This window comes from Pseudomonas sp. MPFS (assembly GCF_022537035.1).
Lineage (GTDB): Bacteria > Pseudomonadota > Gammaproteobacteria > Pseudomonadales > Pseudomonadaceae > Aquipseudomonas > Aquipseudomonas sessilinigenes.
This window is the reverse complement of sequence record NZ_CP066123.1, coordinates 1,329,397-1,344,576: the sequence shown is the minus strand read 5'-3', so window position 1 is coordinate 1,344,576 and position 15,180 is coordinate 1,329,397. Positions and strand designations below refer to the sequence as shown.

Sequence of the window (15,180 nt, the reverse complement as noted above, 5' to 3'; positions counted from 1 at the left end):
CATCCAGTGAAGCTGGGGCCGGCCGGTTATCTGTTCGCGCCCTACCTTAAGGGACAGGCGCGATGAGGTCGATATTAAAAATTCAAGTAACGACGAGGCGCACTGATGGCACCTCACCGTCAACGGTATTGCAGGAAGACGTTGTCTTTCCCGAACTGGTCACGCAAGGCCTGAATCAAGCTGTCCGCCGGGTCGATGCGCCAGGCCTCGCCGAACTGCAGCAGGGTCTTGGCATCGTCGCGACTGTACTCCATGGAAATCGGGCACGCGCCGCGATGGCGCTTGAGCAGATCGCCCAGCCAGCGTAGCTGATCGCCCTTCAGGGCATCGCTGTGGACTTTCAGGCGCAGGCTTTCGGCCAGGTTGGTCCGGGCATCCTCCATGCTCATCACCCGCTTGACCCGCAGGCGCAGGCCACCGGAGAAGTCATCGTTACTGACCTCGCCCTCGACGACCACCATGGCGTCGGTCTGCAGCAGGGCCTGGGCAGCCATGAAGGAGTCGGCGAACAACGAGGCCTCGATCCGCCCTGAACGGTCGTCGAGGGTGATGAAGCCCATCTTGTCGCCCTTCTTGTTCTTCATCACCCGCAGGGCAATGATCATCCCGGCCACGGTCTGGGTGTCGCGCGCCGGCTTCAGGTCGATGATGCGCTGGCGGGCGAAACGGCGGATCTCGCCCTCGTACTCGTCGATCGGGTGGCCGGTCAAATACAGGCCCAGGGTGTCCTTCTCGCCCCGCAGGCGTTCCTTGAGGGTCAGTTCGCGAGCCTTGCGGTGGTTGCCATAGACGTCGGCATCCTCCTCGACGAACAACCCGCCGAACAGGTCGGCGTGGCCGCTATCGGCGGTCCGGGCGGTCTGTTCGGCCGCCTTGATCGCCTCTTCCAGGGCCGACAGCAATACGGCGCGGTTGCGGTCGATATTGGCCTGGTAGGCCTTGAGCTCGTCATGGAAGTAAGGCCCCAGGCGGTCCAGGGCGCCACTGCGGATCAGCGCATCCAGGGTGCGCTTGTTGATGCGCTTGAGGTCGACCCGGCTGCAGAAGTCGAACAGGTCCTTGAACGGGCCGCCTTCGGCCCGGGCCTCGACGATCGCTTCCACCGGGCCTTCGCCCACGCCCTTGATCGCCCCCAGGCCATAGACGATACGACCATCGTCGTTGACCGTGAACTTGAAGTCGGAGCTGTTCACATCCGGCGCATCGAGGCGCAGCTTCATGCTGCGCACTTCCTCGATCAGCACAACTACCTTGTCGGTGTTGTGCATATCCGCCGACAGTACCGCGGCCATGAACGGCGCGGGGTAGTGAGTCTTGAGCCAGGCGGTCTGGTAGGAAACCAGGCCATAGGCCGCCGAGTGGGATTTGTTGAAGCCGTAGCCGGCGAACTTCTCCACCAGGTCGAAAATGTTACCGGCCAGGTCGGCGTCGATGTTGTTGGCAACGCAACCCTCGATGAAGCCGCCACGCTGCTTGGCCATCTCCTCGGGCTTTTTCTTACCCATGGCGCGGCGCAGCATGTCCGCACCACCCAGGGTGTAGCCGGCCATGACCTGGGCGATCTGCATCACCTGTTCCTGGTACAGGATGATGCCGTAGGTGGGCGCCAACACGGGCTTGAGGCCTTCGTACTGATAGTCCGAATGCGGATACGCCAGTTCGGCACGGCCGTGCTTGCGGTTGATGAAGTCGTCCACCATGCCCGATTGCAGCGGGCCCGGACGGAACAGCGCCACCAGTGCGATAAGGTCTTCCAGGCAGTCGGGCTTGAGCTTCTTGATCAGCTCCTTCATGCCGCGGGATTCGAGCTGGAACACGGCCGTGGTCTCGGCCTTCTGCAGCAGCTCGTAGGTTTTCTTGTCATCCAGCGGGATGAAGTCGATGTTGACGTCGGGCAGGTTGCTCTTGGCCTGCTCGCGGTTGATGGTCTCCATCGCCCACTTGATGATGGTCAGGGTCCGCAGGCCGAGGAAGTCGAACTTCACCAGGCCCGCCGCCTCGACATCGTCCTTGTCGAACTGGGTCACCAGGCCACCGCCCTCTTCGTCACAGGCGATCGGCGAGAAGTCGGTGAGCTTGGTCGGCGCGATTACCACGCCACCGGCGTGCTTGCCGGTACCGCGGGTAACCCCTTCGAGCTTCAAGGCCATGTCCCAGATCTCGCGGCCGTCCTCATCGGTCTTGAGGAAGTCGCGCAGCATCTCCTCCTGCTCGTAGGCCTTCTCCAGGGTCATGCCGACCTCGAAGGGGATCATCTTCGACAGACGATCGGCCAGGCCGTAGGACTTGCCCTGGACCCGCGCCACGTCGCGCACCACCGCCTTCGCGGCCATGGTGCCGAAGGTGATGATCTGGCTTACTGCGTTGCGCCCATAGGCCTCGGCCACGTAGTCGATCACCCGGTCGCGGCCGTCCATGCAGAAGTCGACGTCGAAGTCGGGCATGGAAATACGTTCGGGGTTGAGGAAACGCTCGAACAGCAGGTCATAGGCCAGCGGGTCGAGGTCGGTGATCTTTAGCACATAGGCCACCAGGGAACCGGCACCCGACCCCCGTCCCGGACCGACGGGGACGCCGTTGTTCTTGGCCCACTTGATGAAGTCCATAACGATCAGGAAGTAACCTGGAAAGCCCATCTGGATAATGATATCCAGCTCGAACTTCAGGCGATCCAGGTAGAGCTGGCGCTTCTCTTCATAGTTGGGCGTGGTGTCCTTGGGCCAGAGCACCGCCAGGCGCTCTTCCAGGCCTTCATGGGACACGTGGCGCAGGTAATCGTCGATGCCCATGCCGTTGGGCGTCGGGAAGTCAGGGAGGAAGTACTTGCCCAGCTGCACCGTGATATTGCAGCGCTTGGCAATCTCCACGGTGTTTTCCAGCGCCTCTGGCAGGTCGCTGAACAGCTCGGCCATCTCCTCGGCGCTCTTGAGGTATTGCTGGTCGCTGTAATTCTTCGAGCGGCGCGGATCATCCAGGGCACGGCCTTCACCGATGCATACCCGGGTCTCGTGGGCCTCGAAGTCGTCCTGCTTGATGAAACGCACATCGTTGGTCGCCACCAGGGGGGCGCCGATCTTGTCGGCCAGCGCCACCGCACCGTGCAGTTGCTCTTCGTCGTTGGGGCGGTTGGTGCGCTGTACTTCCAGGTAGAAGCGATCCGGGAAAACAGCCATCCACTCCAGGGCCAGGGCCTCGGCGACCTGCAGGTCACCATCCACCAGGGCCATGCCGATCTCGCCCTCCTTGGCTGCCGACAGCATGATCAGGCCTTCGGCCGCTTCTGCCACCCACTCACGCTCGATGATGGTCAGGCCATTGCGCTGGCCCTCGGTAAAGCCACGGGAAATCAGCTCGGTGAGGTTGCGATAACCCTGGGCGTTCATCGCCAGCAGGCTGATACGGCTGAGGGGGCCGTCCTGATCCTTGCTCGACAGCCACAGGTCGGCACCACAGATCGGCTTGATCCCGGCCCCCATGCTGGTTTTGTAGAACTTGACCAGGGAGCACATGTTGCTCTGGTCAGTGACGGCTACCGCTGGCATGCCCATGCCAGCCAGGGCCTTGACCAACGGCTTGATCCGCACAAGGCCGTCGACCAGGGAAAATTCAGTGTGCAGGCGCAGGTGAACGAATGAAGCCGGCATAGTGATCCTGTAAATAGCGCGAAAACAACAAGGCCCGGACATCGGGCGGTTTAAAGACTCGAACTCGGCGCTACCGCGCAGGCCAACCCGCGTAAACGCTCATCGGCCGAGGCCAGGTGCGCTTTATCGCCAGTGTTTTTCTTGCCGTCGTTCTTGGAGCTTTAAAGCAGCCGGATTGTACCGGGCCTTAATTAAAACATCAGCCTCAGGACTGAACCTGGCCCAGCGCTTCTCGCGCCTCATAGGCCAGACGTACGGGAGCGAAGGAACGCCGGTGAATCGGTGTTGGCCCCAGGCGCGCCAAGGCTTCCAGATGCACAGGCGTCGGGTAACCCTTGTGGCCGCCGATGCCATACCCTGGGTAGATCAGCTCGAAAGCCGCCATCTCCCGATCGCGGCTGACCTTGGCCAGAATCGACGCCGCGGCGATCGCTGGAACCTTGCTATCGCCCTTGACCACCGCCTCGGCCGGCATCGCCAGCCTTGGGCAACGATTGCCATCGATCATGGCCAGCTTGGGAGTCACGCTCAAGCCCTCGACCGCCCGCTGCATGGCCAGCATCGTGGCGTGGAGGATGTTCAGCTCATCGATTTCCTCGACTTCCGCCCGCGCAATGCACCAGCTCAGGGCTTTTTCGCAAATCTCGTCGAACAACTGCTCACGACGGGCCTCGGTGAGCTTCTTGGAATCGTTGAGACCGAGAATCGGCCGCTTCGGATCGAGAATCACCGCCGCCGTAACCACCGCCCCACACAGCGGGCCACGCCCGACTTCATCGACACCGGCGACCAGGTCTTCGGCATCGGCGACCAGGGTGAAATCCAGCCCCATCTGCATCTTGGAGTTGCTCATTGGGCTTTACCTATCAGTCCGAGTACCGCTTGTGCGGCCTGGTTGGATGCATCTCGCCGCAAGGTGCGGTGAATCTGGTCGAAACCGCTGGTCTGCTCCTGGCCCCCATCGATCAATGGCAACAGCGTCGCAGCCAGGGCGTCGGCCGTCGCATCGTCTTGCAGCAATTCAGGCACCAGCAAGCGCTGGGCCAGAAGGTTCGGCAAGGAAATATAGGGGCTCTTGACCATGCGCTTGAGAATCCAGAACGTCAGCGGCGCCAGGCGATAGGCCACCACCATCGGTCGCTTGTAGAGCAGGGCTTCGAGCGTCGCGGTACCAGAGGCAATCAGCACGGCATCACAAGCTGCCAAGGCCTTGTGCGACTGCCCATCGAGCAGGGTCAATGGCAGGTCGCGCCCCGCCAGCATCTCTTCCAACTGCGCACGACGCTGGGCGTTGGCACATGGCAAGATGAAGTGCACGCCAGGGCGCAAGGCCAGCAGGCGCTGGGCGGCATCCAGGAACAGGCTGCCCAGGCGCCCGACTTCGCCGCCCCGACTGCCGGGCATCAGAGCCACCAAGGGGCCCTCGGGCAATTCCAGTTCAGCACGAGCCCCGGCACGATCCGCATCCAGAGGAATGGCATCGGCCAGCGAGTGGCCAACGAATTTCACCGGCACGCCTTTCTCTTCGTAGAACTTGGCCTCGAAAGGAAACAAGGTCAGCATCAGATCGCAACCCTCGCGGATCTTCAGCACCCGTTTCTGCCGCCAGGCCCACACCGACGGGCTCACATAGTGCACCGTCTTGATCCCGGCCTGACGCAGCTTGAGCTCGATGTTCAGGGTGAAGTCCGGTGCGTCGATACCGATGAACACATCCGGCTTTTCTGCAATCAGTGTCTGGACCAGCTTCTTGCGCCGCGCCAGCAGTTCACGCAGGCGCCCGAGAACTTCCACCAGCCCCATGACCGCCAGGCGCTCCATGGGGAAATAGGAAACAAGCCCCTCGGCTTCCATCAACGGACCACCGACACCGATGAACTCCACCGCCGGATGCTGGGCCTTGAGGGCGCGCATGAGACCGGCGCCGAGAATGTCGCCGGAAGCTTCGCCAGCTACCAGCGCAATACGCAGAGTGCTCATGATTAGCGGGTGATGCCGCGGGTCGAAGACTGAATCGAGTCACGAAACAGTGCGACCTCAGGATACTGCTCGGCCGACTCGGCCAATTCGGCCAGGGCCTGGTCCACCGTCAGCCCCTGGCGATAGACCACCTTGTAGGCGCGACGCAGGGCGTGGATCGAATCATCGCTGAAACCACGACGGCGCATGCCTTCGAAGTTCATGCTGCGGGCTTCGGCCGGGTTGCCGAACACGGTGACGAACGCCGGGACGTCCTTGCCGATGGCGGTACCCATGCCGGAAAAGCTGTGGGCACCGATGTGGCAGTACTGATGCACCAGGGTGAAACCGGAAAGAATCGCCCAGTCATCCACATGCACGTGGCCGGCCAATGCGGTGTTGTTGACCAGGATGCAATGGTTGCCGATCACACTGTCGTGGCCGATGTGGGCATAGGCCATGATCAGGTTGTGGTCGCCCAGGGTGGTCTCGCAACGGTCCTGGATGGTGCCACGGTGAATGGTTACGCCTTCGCGGATCACATTGTGATCGCCAATCACCAGGCGAGTTTCCTCACCCTTGTACTTAAGGTCGGGCGTATCCTCGCCTACCGATGAAAACTGGTAGATGCGATTGTGCTTGCCGATCCGGGTTGGCCCCTTGAGAACCACATGGGGCCCGATCACTGTACCCTCGCCGATTTCCACACCAGCGCCGACGATCGACCATGGGCCAACCTCAACGTCGTCGGCCAGGATGGCCGTCGGATCGATGATTGCGCGAGGGTCAATCAAACTCATAGTTTGCGTTCCGCACAAATGATCTCGGCGGAACAAACGGGCTTGCCATCAACCGATGCCTGGCACTCGAACTTCCAGATCTGGCGCTTGCAGCTAATGAACTTGGCTTCGAGGATCAGTTGATCGCCCGGCAGTACCGGCTGGCGGAAGCGCAGCTTATCGGAGCCTACGAAGTAGTAGAGGGTGCCGTCAGCCGGCTTCACGTCGAGCATCTTGAAACCAAGAATGCCCGCAGCCTGGGCCATCGCCTCGATGATCAGCACGCCCGGCATGATCGGGTGCGCAGGGAAGTGGCCATTGAAGAATGGCTCGTTGATGCTGACATTCTTGTAGGCACGAATGCTCTTGCCCTCAACATCCAGGTCCACCACCCGATCCACCAACAGGAAAGGGTAACGGTGAGGCAAGTATTCGCGAATCTCGTTGATGTCCATCATTTCGGGGGGAAGCCTGTAGTAAAGATTGGGAGCACGCGGTTAACGCACGCTCCTCTAGCAAATCAAGGAGGCAGTCTAGCGGCTGTGCACACTTGATGTGGAAATGGTATCAGCCATCTGATGAAGCATTGCCGTCGGGGGTCACGTCCCCAACACGCTTTTCCAATTGGCGCAAACGCCGCGCAAGATCGTCGAGCTGACGGATGCGTGCCGCGCTTTTGCGCCACTCGGCAGCCGGTTGCATGGCTGTACCGGAAGAGTAGGCACCCGGCTCGGTAATCGAGTGGGTCACCATGGTCATCCCGGTGAGGAACACGTTGTCACAGATTTCAATATGCCCAACCAGGCCGACGCCGCCAGCAAGCATACAGTGCTTGCCAATCTTGGTACTGCCGGAGATGCCTACGCACGCAGCCATCGCAGTGTGATCACCGACTTGGACGTTGTGAGCGATCTGGATCTGGTTGTCGAGCTTCACACCGTTGCCGATGATGGTATCGGCCAGGGCACCACGGTCGATGGCCGTGTTGACGCCGATTTCCACATCATCGCCGATGGTCACGCCGCCGACCTGGGCAATCTTGTGCCAGATGCCCTTGGAGTTGGCAAAGCCGAAGCCTTCACCACCCAGTACGGCCCCGGATTGGATGACCACGCGCTTGCCGATGCGCACATCGTGATACAAGGTCACGCGCGGCGCCAACCAGCCACCTTCGCCGATCACGCTACGAGCACCAATCACGCAATGAGCGCCGATGGTTACGTCGGCCGCAATCTGAGCGCCGCTCTCGATCACTACGAACGCGCCGACGCTGGCTGTCGGGTCCACCACGGCATCAGCCGCGACTACTGCCGAAGGATGAATGCCGGCTGGCGCCTTGGGCTTGGGATCGAACAGGTGGGAAACACGGGCGTAAGACAGGTAAGGGTCCGCCACCACCAGTGCATCACCGGAATAGGACTGCGCTTCGGCTTCCTTCAACAACACAGCACCGGCCTGACTATCGGCCAGATACTTGCGGTATTGGGGATTTGCCAAAAAGCTCAATTGAGCTGGGCCGGCTTCCTGCAAGGTAGCCAGCCCAGTGATTTCCTTTTCCCCGTTGCCATGCAAGGTGGCACCGAGGAACTCGGCCAACTGGCCGAGTTTCATGGTTACAGTCATGTCTTACTTCAGCTGATTCATGCGCTCGATAACTTGGCGAGTGATGTCGTACTGAGGCTTGACATCAATCACTGCGCCACGCTCGAAGACCAGGTCGAAACCGCCCTTCTTGATGACTTCTTCAACAGCGCTGTCCAGCTTTGGCTTGAGCTGCTTGAGCATCTCGCGGTCAGCCACGGCCTTGGCTTCGTTCAGTTCCTTGGATTGGAACTGGAAGTCGCGGGCCTTCTGCTTGAATTCGAGCTCCAGGCGTTCACGCTCGCCTTGCTGCATCTTGTCGCCACCGGCCACCAGACGATCCTGGATGCCCTTGGCACTGCTTTCCAGGGTCTTGAGCTTGTTCAGCTGAGGACCGAACTTCTTCTCGGCATCCACGGCGTACTTCTTCGCTGCGTCCGATTCCAACAGGGCCATCTGATAGTTCAGGACGGCGATTTTCATTTCGGCAAATGCCGGGCTCGCGACCAGAACGGAGGCCAGGAGAACCAATTGAGTCAACTTACGCACGATGCACTCCTACAAAATCCATTGTCGTTATCTTGGGTCAGGCGCTTAGAAGGTCTGGCCGAGAGAGAATTGGAACACCTGAGTTTCAGCGTCGTCCGGTTTCTTGATCGGCATCGCCAGGGCAAAACTCAATGGCCCCAGAGCGGTTACCCAAGTCACACCGACACCCACCGAGCTGGCCAGGTTGGTGAAGCTGATATCGTCGCACTTACGTTTCAGGTTCGACGAAGGGATGGTGTTGGACGTGCTCTCGCAACGAGAGTCGAAGACGTTACCCACATCCCAGAACAACGAGGTACGCAGGGAACGCTGATCCTTGACGAACGGCAGCGGGAACAACAACTCGGCGCCGCCCTGGATCAACACGTTACCACCGAACGGCAATGCGTCCTGATCCGGATCATTGATTGTCCCGGCGTTACCAGTCACACCCACACCACGGCTAGGCGTACTGCGCGGACCCAGGGTGCTGTCCTTGAAACCACGAACCGAGTTGAAACCACCGGCATAGTAGTTCTCGTAGAACGGCAAGCCCTTGGTATCGCCAAAGCCATCGCCATAACCCAGCTCGGTATGGAAGCGCATGGTGTAGTTGTCGCTCAACGGAGTGAACAACTGGCCACGGTAATCGAGCTTGAAGAACGACAGGTCGCTACCCGGCGTCGTGGTTTCCAGCACCAGGCTTTGCGAGTGACCGCGAGTCGCCAGTACGCCCTTGTTCAGGGTCGACTCGGACCAGCCGGCAGACGCCTTGAAGTTCAGGTAGCTCTTGCCCTGTTTGTTCACGAAGTCGAAGATTTCGTCGACGGTGTAACGACCCGTCTTGATCTTGTCTTGCTGCGCGCTAAGACCGAAGGTCAGGCGCGAAGTCTCGCTGATCGGGTAGCCCACATTGACGCCGGCACCCAGGCTGTCCACCGCATAGCTGGCTATGTCGGAATTAAGTTCCTTGTAGTCGGTGGTGCGATAGAAAGCGTTGTAGCCCAGGCTCACGCCATCGGCAGTCCAGTAGGGGTCGACATAACCGAAGTTGTAGCGGCTCTGGTACTCACTGCGGGTCAGACCGATGCTGACCTTGTTACCGGTACCCAAGAAGTTGTTCTGGGTGATGGAACCACCGAGGATCAGACCAGCGCTCTGGGCGAAACCGACACTGGCGGTGATCGAACCGGAGGCCTGTTCTTCCACGGCATAGTTGACATCGACCTGATCGTCGACACCCGGAACAGCCGGAGTCTCGACGTTGACTTCCTTGAAGAAGCCCAGGCGCTCAAGACGGGTCTTGGACTGGTCGATCAGGTAGGTCGATGCCCAGCCCCCTTCCATCTGACGCATTTCGCGGCGCAGCACTTCGTCCTCGGACTTGGTATTGCCGCGGAAGTTGATGCGATTGACATAGGCACGCTTGCCTGGATCCACCACGAAGGTGATATCGACGGTGTGATCGTCATCGTGAGGCTGCGGCACGCCGTTGACGTTGGCGAAGGTGTAGCCATCGTTACCCAGGCGACGGGTAATCAACTCGGAAGTGGTGGTCATCAGCTTGCGCGAGAACACTTGCCCTTTCTCTACCAGCAACAGCGCCTTGACCTGGTCCTCAGGCACTTTCAGGTCACCGCTGAGCTTGACGTCACGAACGCTGTATTTCTCGCCTTCGTTGATATTGACGGTGATGTAGACGTGTTTTTTATCCGGGGTGATGGACACCTGGGTCGAAGCGATATCCATGTTGATATAGCCACGGTCCAGGTAGTAGGAACGCAGGCGCTCCAAGTCACCGGAAAGCTTTTCACGGGCGTACTTGTCATCGTTCTTGAAGAACGACAACCAGTTGGTGGTCTTGAGTTCAAAGAGGCCGATCAGGTCTTCGTCGGGGAAAACGGTGTTGCCCACCACGTTGATGTGCTGGATGGCCGCGACGGTGCCTTCATTGATCTTGACCTTCAGGCCGACACGGTTGCGTGGCTGCGCAACCACCTCGGTTTCAACGGTAGCCGAGTAACGTCCCTGGGCGACATATTGACGCTGCAACTCGTTACGCACCCCTTCGAGGGTCGCACGCTGGAAGATCTCGCCTTCGGCCAGGCCAGACTGTTTCAAGCCCTTCATCAAGTCTTCGGTAGAGATCGCCTTGTTGCCTTCGATCTCGATACTGGCGACCGATGGTCGCTCCACTACCGTGATGACCAGGACATTGCCCTCACGCCCCAGTTGGATGTCTTGAAAGAAACCGGTCTTGAACAGCGCACGAGTGGATTCCACCAGGCGACGGTCGTCCGCCTGTTCGCCGACGTTCAACGGCAAGGCACCAAAGACGCTACCCGCGGAAACGCGCTGAAGGCCGTTGACGCGAATATCGGAGATAGTGAAGGACTCGGCGTGAACTTCGGCGATCATCAATACGGAGAGAACCGCAGTTAGCAGCAGACGTTTCATGAAGTCCTTTCTTATTCCAACTGGCAATAAACAAACTGCCGCAAAATGCGGCAGATTCGCAATTCAGCGAAGCATTACAGACGACCCAGATCGTTGACCAGAGCAAGCAGCATGACTCCGACCACCAAGCTGATACCGATCTGTACCCCCCAACCTTGCACCCGATCCGACAAGGGACGACCACGCGCCCACTCGATCAGATAAAACAGCAAATGCCCCCCATCCAACACCGGGATGGGCAACAAATTCAGAACGCCCAGGCTAATACTCAGATAAGCAAGGAAATTCAAGAAATCAGCAATGCCCGACTGGGCAGAAGCGCCCGCCACTTTAGCAATGGTTATCGGTCCACTCAAGTTTTTTACCGAGAGCTCGCCGAACAACATTTTCTTCAGAGATTCGAGGGTCAGGACACTCATGGTCCAAGTACGCCGGGCACCTTCGCCGATCGCCTCGATCGGCCCATAGCTGACCTCGCGAAGCATCTGTGGCGGCCAATCCACGGCCTTCACACCAGCGCCCAAGTATCCATTTGGCGCCTTGCTTTCGCCGCGACTGGACAGGGTTACAGGGATGTCGAGTTGAGCGCCATCGCGCTCGACATGCAGCACGACTTTGGCATCCGGGCGCACCCGCACCCAATCGACGACCTGCTGCCAGTCATCCAGGGGCTTGCCATCAAGCGCCAGCAGGCGATCGCCTGTTTTCAGACCAGCGGCCTGGGCCGGCCCTTTCGGGTCCAGCTCCGCCAGGACCGGCGGCAAGGCAGGACGCCAAGGACGAATCCCCAGGGAACGAATCGGATCCGGCTCATCGGCTCCCTTGAGCCATTTGTCCAGAACCAGTTGGCGCGGCGAATCCGCGGTAGCCCCTTGCTCCCGGACCACCAACTGCAAGGTTCCACTCTCGCCAAGACGCCGTACCAGCTGCAGGTTCACCGCCGCCCAACCGGAAGTCGGCTCACCGTCGATGGAGACGATTTCCTGACCTGAGCTCAAACCAGCCTGATCGGCGAGACTACCGACCTCGACCTCGCCAATGACCGGCTTGACCTGCTGACTGCCCAGCATCGCCAGGGCCCAGAAGAAAACCAGCGCCAGGAGGAAGTTGGCAATGGGGCCGGCAGCGACGATAGCGATACGCTGACGAACGGACTTGCGATTGAAGGCCTGGTCGAGCTCACCGACGGGCACTTCACCCTCACGTTCGTCCAGCATCTTCACGTAGCCACCCAGGGGGATGGCGGCGATGACGAACTCGGTACCCTGACGATCGCTCCAGCGAACCAGAGGCATGCCGAAGCCCACGGAGAAACGCAGCACCTTGACGCCACAACGCCGGGCGACCCAGAAGTGACCGAATTCATGGAAGGTGACCAGCACGCCCAGGGCTACCAGGGTGCCGATAATCATATAGAGAGCGCTCATCTACTTTCTCCGCAATCCTATTGGCCGTCACTCGCGCGGGTCGCGAACCCTATCGCCCGTTACGTTGCAGCCATTGTTCAGCCAGGACCCGAGCCTTGGCGTCCGCCGCGAATACTGCGTCCAGCTCATTGACTGCGACCGCAGCCTCGCGGCTCAAAACCTCGTCGATGATACTCGCGATTTCCAGATAACGAATACGCTGATCGAGAAACGCCGAGACAGCCACCTCGTTGGCGGCATTCAACATTGCCGGCGCACTGCCCCCGGCCTCGGCCGCCTGGCGCGCCAGGCGCAGACAAGGGAAGCGCTGCTCGTCAGGCACTTGGAAATCCAGGCGCGCAATGGCGAACAGATCCAACGGTGCCACCCCGGAGTCAATACGTTCCGGCCAGGCCAGGGCATTGGCGATCGGGGTGCGCATATCAGGATTCCCCAACTGCGCCAGCACCGACCCATCGACATAATCCACCAGCGAGTGGATTACACTTTGCGGGTGCACGACCACTTCGACCTGTGCAGGACGAGCATCGAACAGCCAGCAAGCCTCGATCAGCTCCAGGCCCTTGTTCATCATGCTTGCCGAATCCACCGAGATCTTGCGCCCCATGGACCAGTTCGGATGGGCACAAGCCTGCTCCGGCGAAACGTGCTCAAGCTCGGCCAGTGGAGTCTGGCGAAATGGGCCACCCGACGCGGTCAGGAGAATCCGCCGCACGCCAACCTGACTCAAACCACGGGAAAAGTCTGCTGGCATGCATTGAAAGATCGCGTTGTGTTCACTGTCGATCGGCAGCAGCACCGAACCGCTGCGCTTTACCGCCTGCATGAACAACGCGCCAGACATCACCAGCGCTTCTTTATTGGCCAGAAGGATCTTCTTGCCCGCGTGCACGGCTGCCAGAGTCGGGCGCAAGCCTGCAGCACCGACAATCGCAGCCATCACGGCATCGACTTCGGGGGCAGCTGCGACATCACAAAGCCCCTGCTCGCCTACCAACACACCCGTTGGCAAACCGGCCGCCCGCAACCCCTCCTCCAGGAGCCTGGCTGCCGCCGCATCAGGCACCACCGCGTAACGAGGTTCATGACGTACACATAGCGCCAACAACTCGGCCAGACGGCTGAAACCTGTTAGAGCGAACACCCGATAACGGTCAGGATGACGAGCGATGACATCCAGCGTACTCAGGCCAATGGAGCCGGTGGCCCCCAGCACGGTAATCTGTTGCACGGCATTCACGGCGCAGCCATCCACAGCAGCACGGCAAATACCGGGATAGCTGCCGTCAGGCTGTCAATACGATCCAGGACACCGCCATGACCCGGCAGCAGGTTGCTGCTGTCCTTGATACCAGCCTGGCGCTTGAACATGCTCTCGGTCAGGTCGCCGACCACCGAGATGAAGACCACCACAGCCGCCCCCAGCAACCCCATGAAGAGCTGCGCAAAACTCCAACCACGCACCAAGCCGACCACTGCGGTGATCACCAGGCACAAGGCCAGGCCGCCATACACACCTTCCCAGCTTTTGCCTGGGCTGACTTGCGGGGCCAGCTTGCGCCTGCCAAAGGCCTTGCCCGAAAAATAGGCACCGATATCCGCCCCCCAGACCAGTACCATGACCGCCATGATCAACCCGTTACCCATAGGAAGCTGCTTGATGAAGACCAACCCCTGCCAGGCCGGCAACAGGATCAACAGACCGATCAGCAGCTTGGGGGCTGCGCCAGACCACTGCTCGCGAGTGCGCGGATAGGTCAGCACCAGGAACGTCGCCACTGCCCACCACAGCACCGCCGCTCCCAAAACCCAAGGCGCAACGCCCGGAACCAGGTGCATCAGGAACAGCAAGGCCGCCACCACCAGCGCATAGAGCACTCGAGCCGGCTGCGCGTCAAAACCTGCCAGGCGCGCCCATTCCCAGCCCCCCAGAGCCACGACCAAGCCAATGAACAAGGCAAAGCTGGACCCTTCGAGCAGGAAAAAACCGCACAAGGCGATTGGCAGCAAAACCAGCGCAGTAATGATTCGTTGTTTAAGCATTAACTCCGGGCTCCAGCCTCGACCTGCTCGCTCGTCTTACCGAAGCGCCGCTGGCGAGATGCGTAATCGGCCAGCGCATCGCGCATGGCATCGTGTTTGAAGTCCGGCCAGAACAGGTCGGAGAAGTACAACTCGGCATAAGCCAGCTGCCACAACAGGAAGTTGCTGATGCGGCGCTCGCCGCCGGTACGGATACACAAGTCCGGCAGCGGCAGGTCGCCAGTGGCCAGACAGGTCTGCAGCAGTCCCGGGGTAATGTCTTCCGGGCGCAAATGACCGGCCTGGACCTCACGCGCCAGGCGCTGGGCAGCCTGGGCGATATCCCACTGCCCACCGTAATTGGCAGCGATCTGCAGGATAAAACGATCACTGCCAGCCGTAATGGCTTCAGCTTCACGCATCGCAGCCTGCAATTCAGGGTGAAAGCGCGAACGGTCGCCAATGATCCGCAGGCTGATGTTGTTGTCGTTGAGGCGCTTGGCCTCACGACGCAACGCCTTGAAGAACAGGTCCATCAAGGCGCTGACTTCATCAGCTGGGCGCTGCCAGTTTTCACTGGAAAAGGCAAACAGGGTCAGAACCTCGACCTTGGCCTCGGCACACACTTCGATGACTGCACGTACCGCGTCAACACCCGCCTTGTGCCCGGCAACGCCCGGCATGAAGCGTTTTTTTGCCCAGCGGTTGTTTCCGTCCATGATGATCGCGACGTGGCGCGGCACCGAAGACGGCACAGGCTGTTTGGTCTTTTCCATGAAAACG

At 60.1% G+C, this 15,180-nt stretch carries 12 protein-coding genes; all 12 read right to left on the bottom strand.

Features of this window, described 5'->3' with window-relative positions:
- Nucleotides 1-119: 119 nt before the first annotated feature.
- On the bottom strand, nucleotides 120-3,644 hold the full coding sequence (gene dnaE, locus I9018_RS06000; protein WP_241108965.1) for a DNA polymerase III subunit alpha: 3,525 nt from the start codon (nucleotides 3,642-3,644) through the stop codon (nucleotides 120-122).
- A gap of 205 nt (nucleotides 3,645-3,849) precedes the next feature.
- Nucleotides 3,850-4,482 carry a ribonuclease HII gene (rnhB, locus tag I9018_RS05995; protein WP_124348317.1) on the bottom strand — a complete coding sequence of 211 codons (633 nt, stop codon included), beginning with the start codon at nucleotides 4,480-4,482 and terminating at the stop codon, nucleotides 3,850-3,852.
- An 11-nt stretch (nucleotides 4,483-4,493) separates the two neighbouring features.
- Nucleotides 4,494-5,627 (bottom strand): lipid-A-disaccharide synthase, encoded by a 1,134-nt coding sequence (lpxB, locus tag I9018_RS05990; protein ID WP_164823744.1) that lies wholly within the window; start codon nucleotides 5,625-5,627, stop codon nucleotides 4,494-4,496.
- Nucleotides 5,627-6,403 (bottom strand): acyl-ACP--UDP-N-acetylglucosamine O-acyltransferase, encoded by a 777-nt coding sequence (gene lpxA / locus I9018_RS05985; RefSeq protein ID WP_068580405.1) that lies wholly within the window; start codon nucleotides 6,401-6,403, stop codon nucleotides 5,627-5,629. Before lpxA ends, lpxB begins: the two co-directional genes overlap by 1 nt.
- Nucleotides 6,400-6,840, bottom strand: coding sequence for a 3-hydroxyacyl-ACP dehydratase FabZ (gene fabZ / locus I9018_RS05980; protein ID WP_068580407.1), 441 nt, complete (start codon nucleotides 6,838-6,840; stop codon nucleotides 6,400-6,402). Before fabZ ends, lpxA begins: the two co-directional genes overlap by 4 nt.
- Before the next feature lie 109 nt (nucleotides 6,841-6,949).
- Nucleotides 6,950-8,005 carry a UDP-3-O-(3-hydroxymyristoyl)glucosamine N-acyltransferase gene (gene lpxD / locus I9018_RS05975; RefSeq protein ID WP_068580409.1) on the bottom strand — a complete coding sequence of 352 codons (1,056 nt, stop codon included), beginning with the start codon at nucleotides 8,003-8,005 and terminating at the stop codon, nucleotides 6,950-6,952.
- Nucleotides 8,006-8,008: 3 nt separating this feature from the next.
- The gene (locus tag I9018_RS05970) at nucleotides 8,009-8,512 is read right to left on the bottom strand and encodes an OmpH family outer membrane protein (protein ID WP_068580411.1); all 504 of its coding nucleotides are present in this window, start codon (nucleotides 8,510-8,512) and stop codon (nucleotides 8,009-8,011) included.
- Nucleotides 8,513-8,557: 45 nt separating this feature from the next.
- Nucleotides 8,558-10,948, bottom strand: a complete 2,391-nt coding sequence (gene bamA / locus I9018_RS05965) for an outer membrane protein assembly factor BamA (RefSeq protein WP_241108964.1) — start codon at nucleotides 10,946-10,948, stop codon at nucleotides 8,558-8,560.
- A 74-nt stretch (nucleotides 10,949-11,022) separates the two neighbouring features.
- Nucleotides 11,023-12,375 (bottom strand): sigma E protease regulator RseP, encoded by a 1,353-nt coding sequence (rseP, locus tag I9018_RS05960; RefSeq protein ID WP_241108963.1) that lies wholly within the window; start codon nucleotides 12,373-12,375, stop codon nucleotides 11,023-11,025.
- Nucleotides 12,376-12,424: 49 nt separating this feature from the next.
- Nucleotides 12,425-13,615: a 1-deoxy-D-xylulose-5-phosphate reductoisomerase gene (gene ispC / locus I9018_RS05955; RefSeq protein WP_068580418.1), complete on the bottom strand. Its 1,191-nt coding sequence runs from the start codon at nucleotides 13,613-13,615 to the stop codon at nucleotides 12,425-12,427.
- Nucleotides 13,612-14,418: a phosphatidate cytidylyltransferase gene (locus tag I9018_RS05950; RefSeq protein WP_241108962.1), complete on the bottom strand. Its 807-nt coding sequence runs from the start codon at nucleotides 14,416-14,418 to the stop codon at nucleotides 13,612-13,614. Before I9018_RS05950 ends, ispC begins: the two co-directional genes overlap by 4 nt.
- On the bottom strand, nucleotides 14,418-15,173 hold the full coding sequence (gene uppS, locus I9018_RS05945) for a polyprenyl diphosphate synthase (RefSeq protein ID WP_068580422.1): 756 nt from the start codon (nucleotides 15,171-15,173) through the stop codon (nucleotides 14,418-14,420). The genes I9018_RS05950 and uppS overlap by 1 nt, the downstream gene beginning before the upstream one ends.
- Between the last annotated feature and the right edge of the window lie 7 nt (nucleotides 15,174-15,180).

Coding starts and splice junctions, on each gene's coding strand:
- dnaE (WP_241108965.1), bottom strand. CDS start 3,644: ATGCCGGCTTCATTCGTTCACCTGCGCCTGCACACTGAATTTTCCCTG.
- rnhB (WP_124348317.1), bottom strand. CDS start 4,482: ATGCAGATGGGGCTGGATTTCACCCTGGTCGCCGATGCCGAAGACCTG.
- lpxA (WP_068580405.1), bottom strand. CDS start 6,403: ATGAGTTTGATTGACCCTCGCGCAATCATCGATCCGACGGCCATCCTG.
- fabZ (WP_068580407.1), bottom strand. CDS start 6,840: ATGATGGACATCAACGAGATTCGCGAATACTTGCCTCACCGTTACCCT.
- lpxD (WP_068580409.1), bottom strand. CDS start 8,005: ATGACTGTAACCATGAAACTCGGCCAGTTGGCCGAGTTCCTCGGTGCC.
- bamA (WP_241108964.1), bottom strand. CDS start 10,948: ATGAAACGTCTGCTGCTAACTGCGGTTCTCTCCGTATTGATGATCGCC.
- rseP (WP_241108963.1), bottom strand. CDS start 12,375: ATGAGCGCTCTCTATATGATTATCGGCACCCTGGTAGCCCTGGGCGTG.
- I9018_RS05950 (WP_241108962.1), bottom strand. CDS start 14,418: ATGCTTAAACAACGAATCATTACTGCGCTGGTTTTGCTGCCAATCGCC.
- uppS (WP_068580422.1), bottom strand. CDS start 15,173: ATGGAAAAGACCAAACAGCCTGTGCCGTCTTCGGTGCCGCGCCACGTC.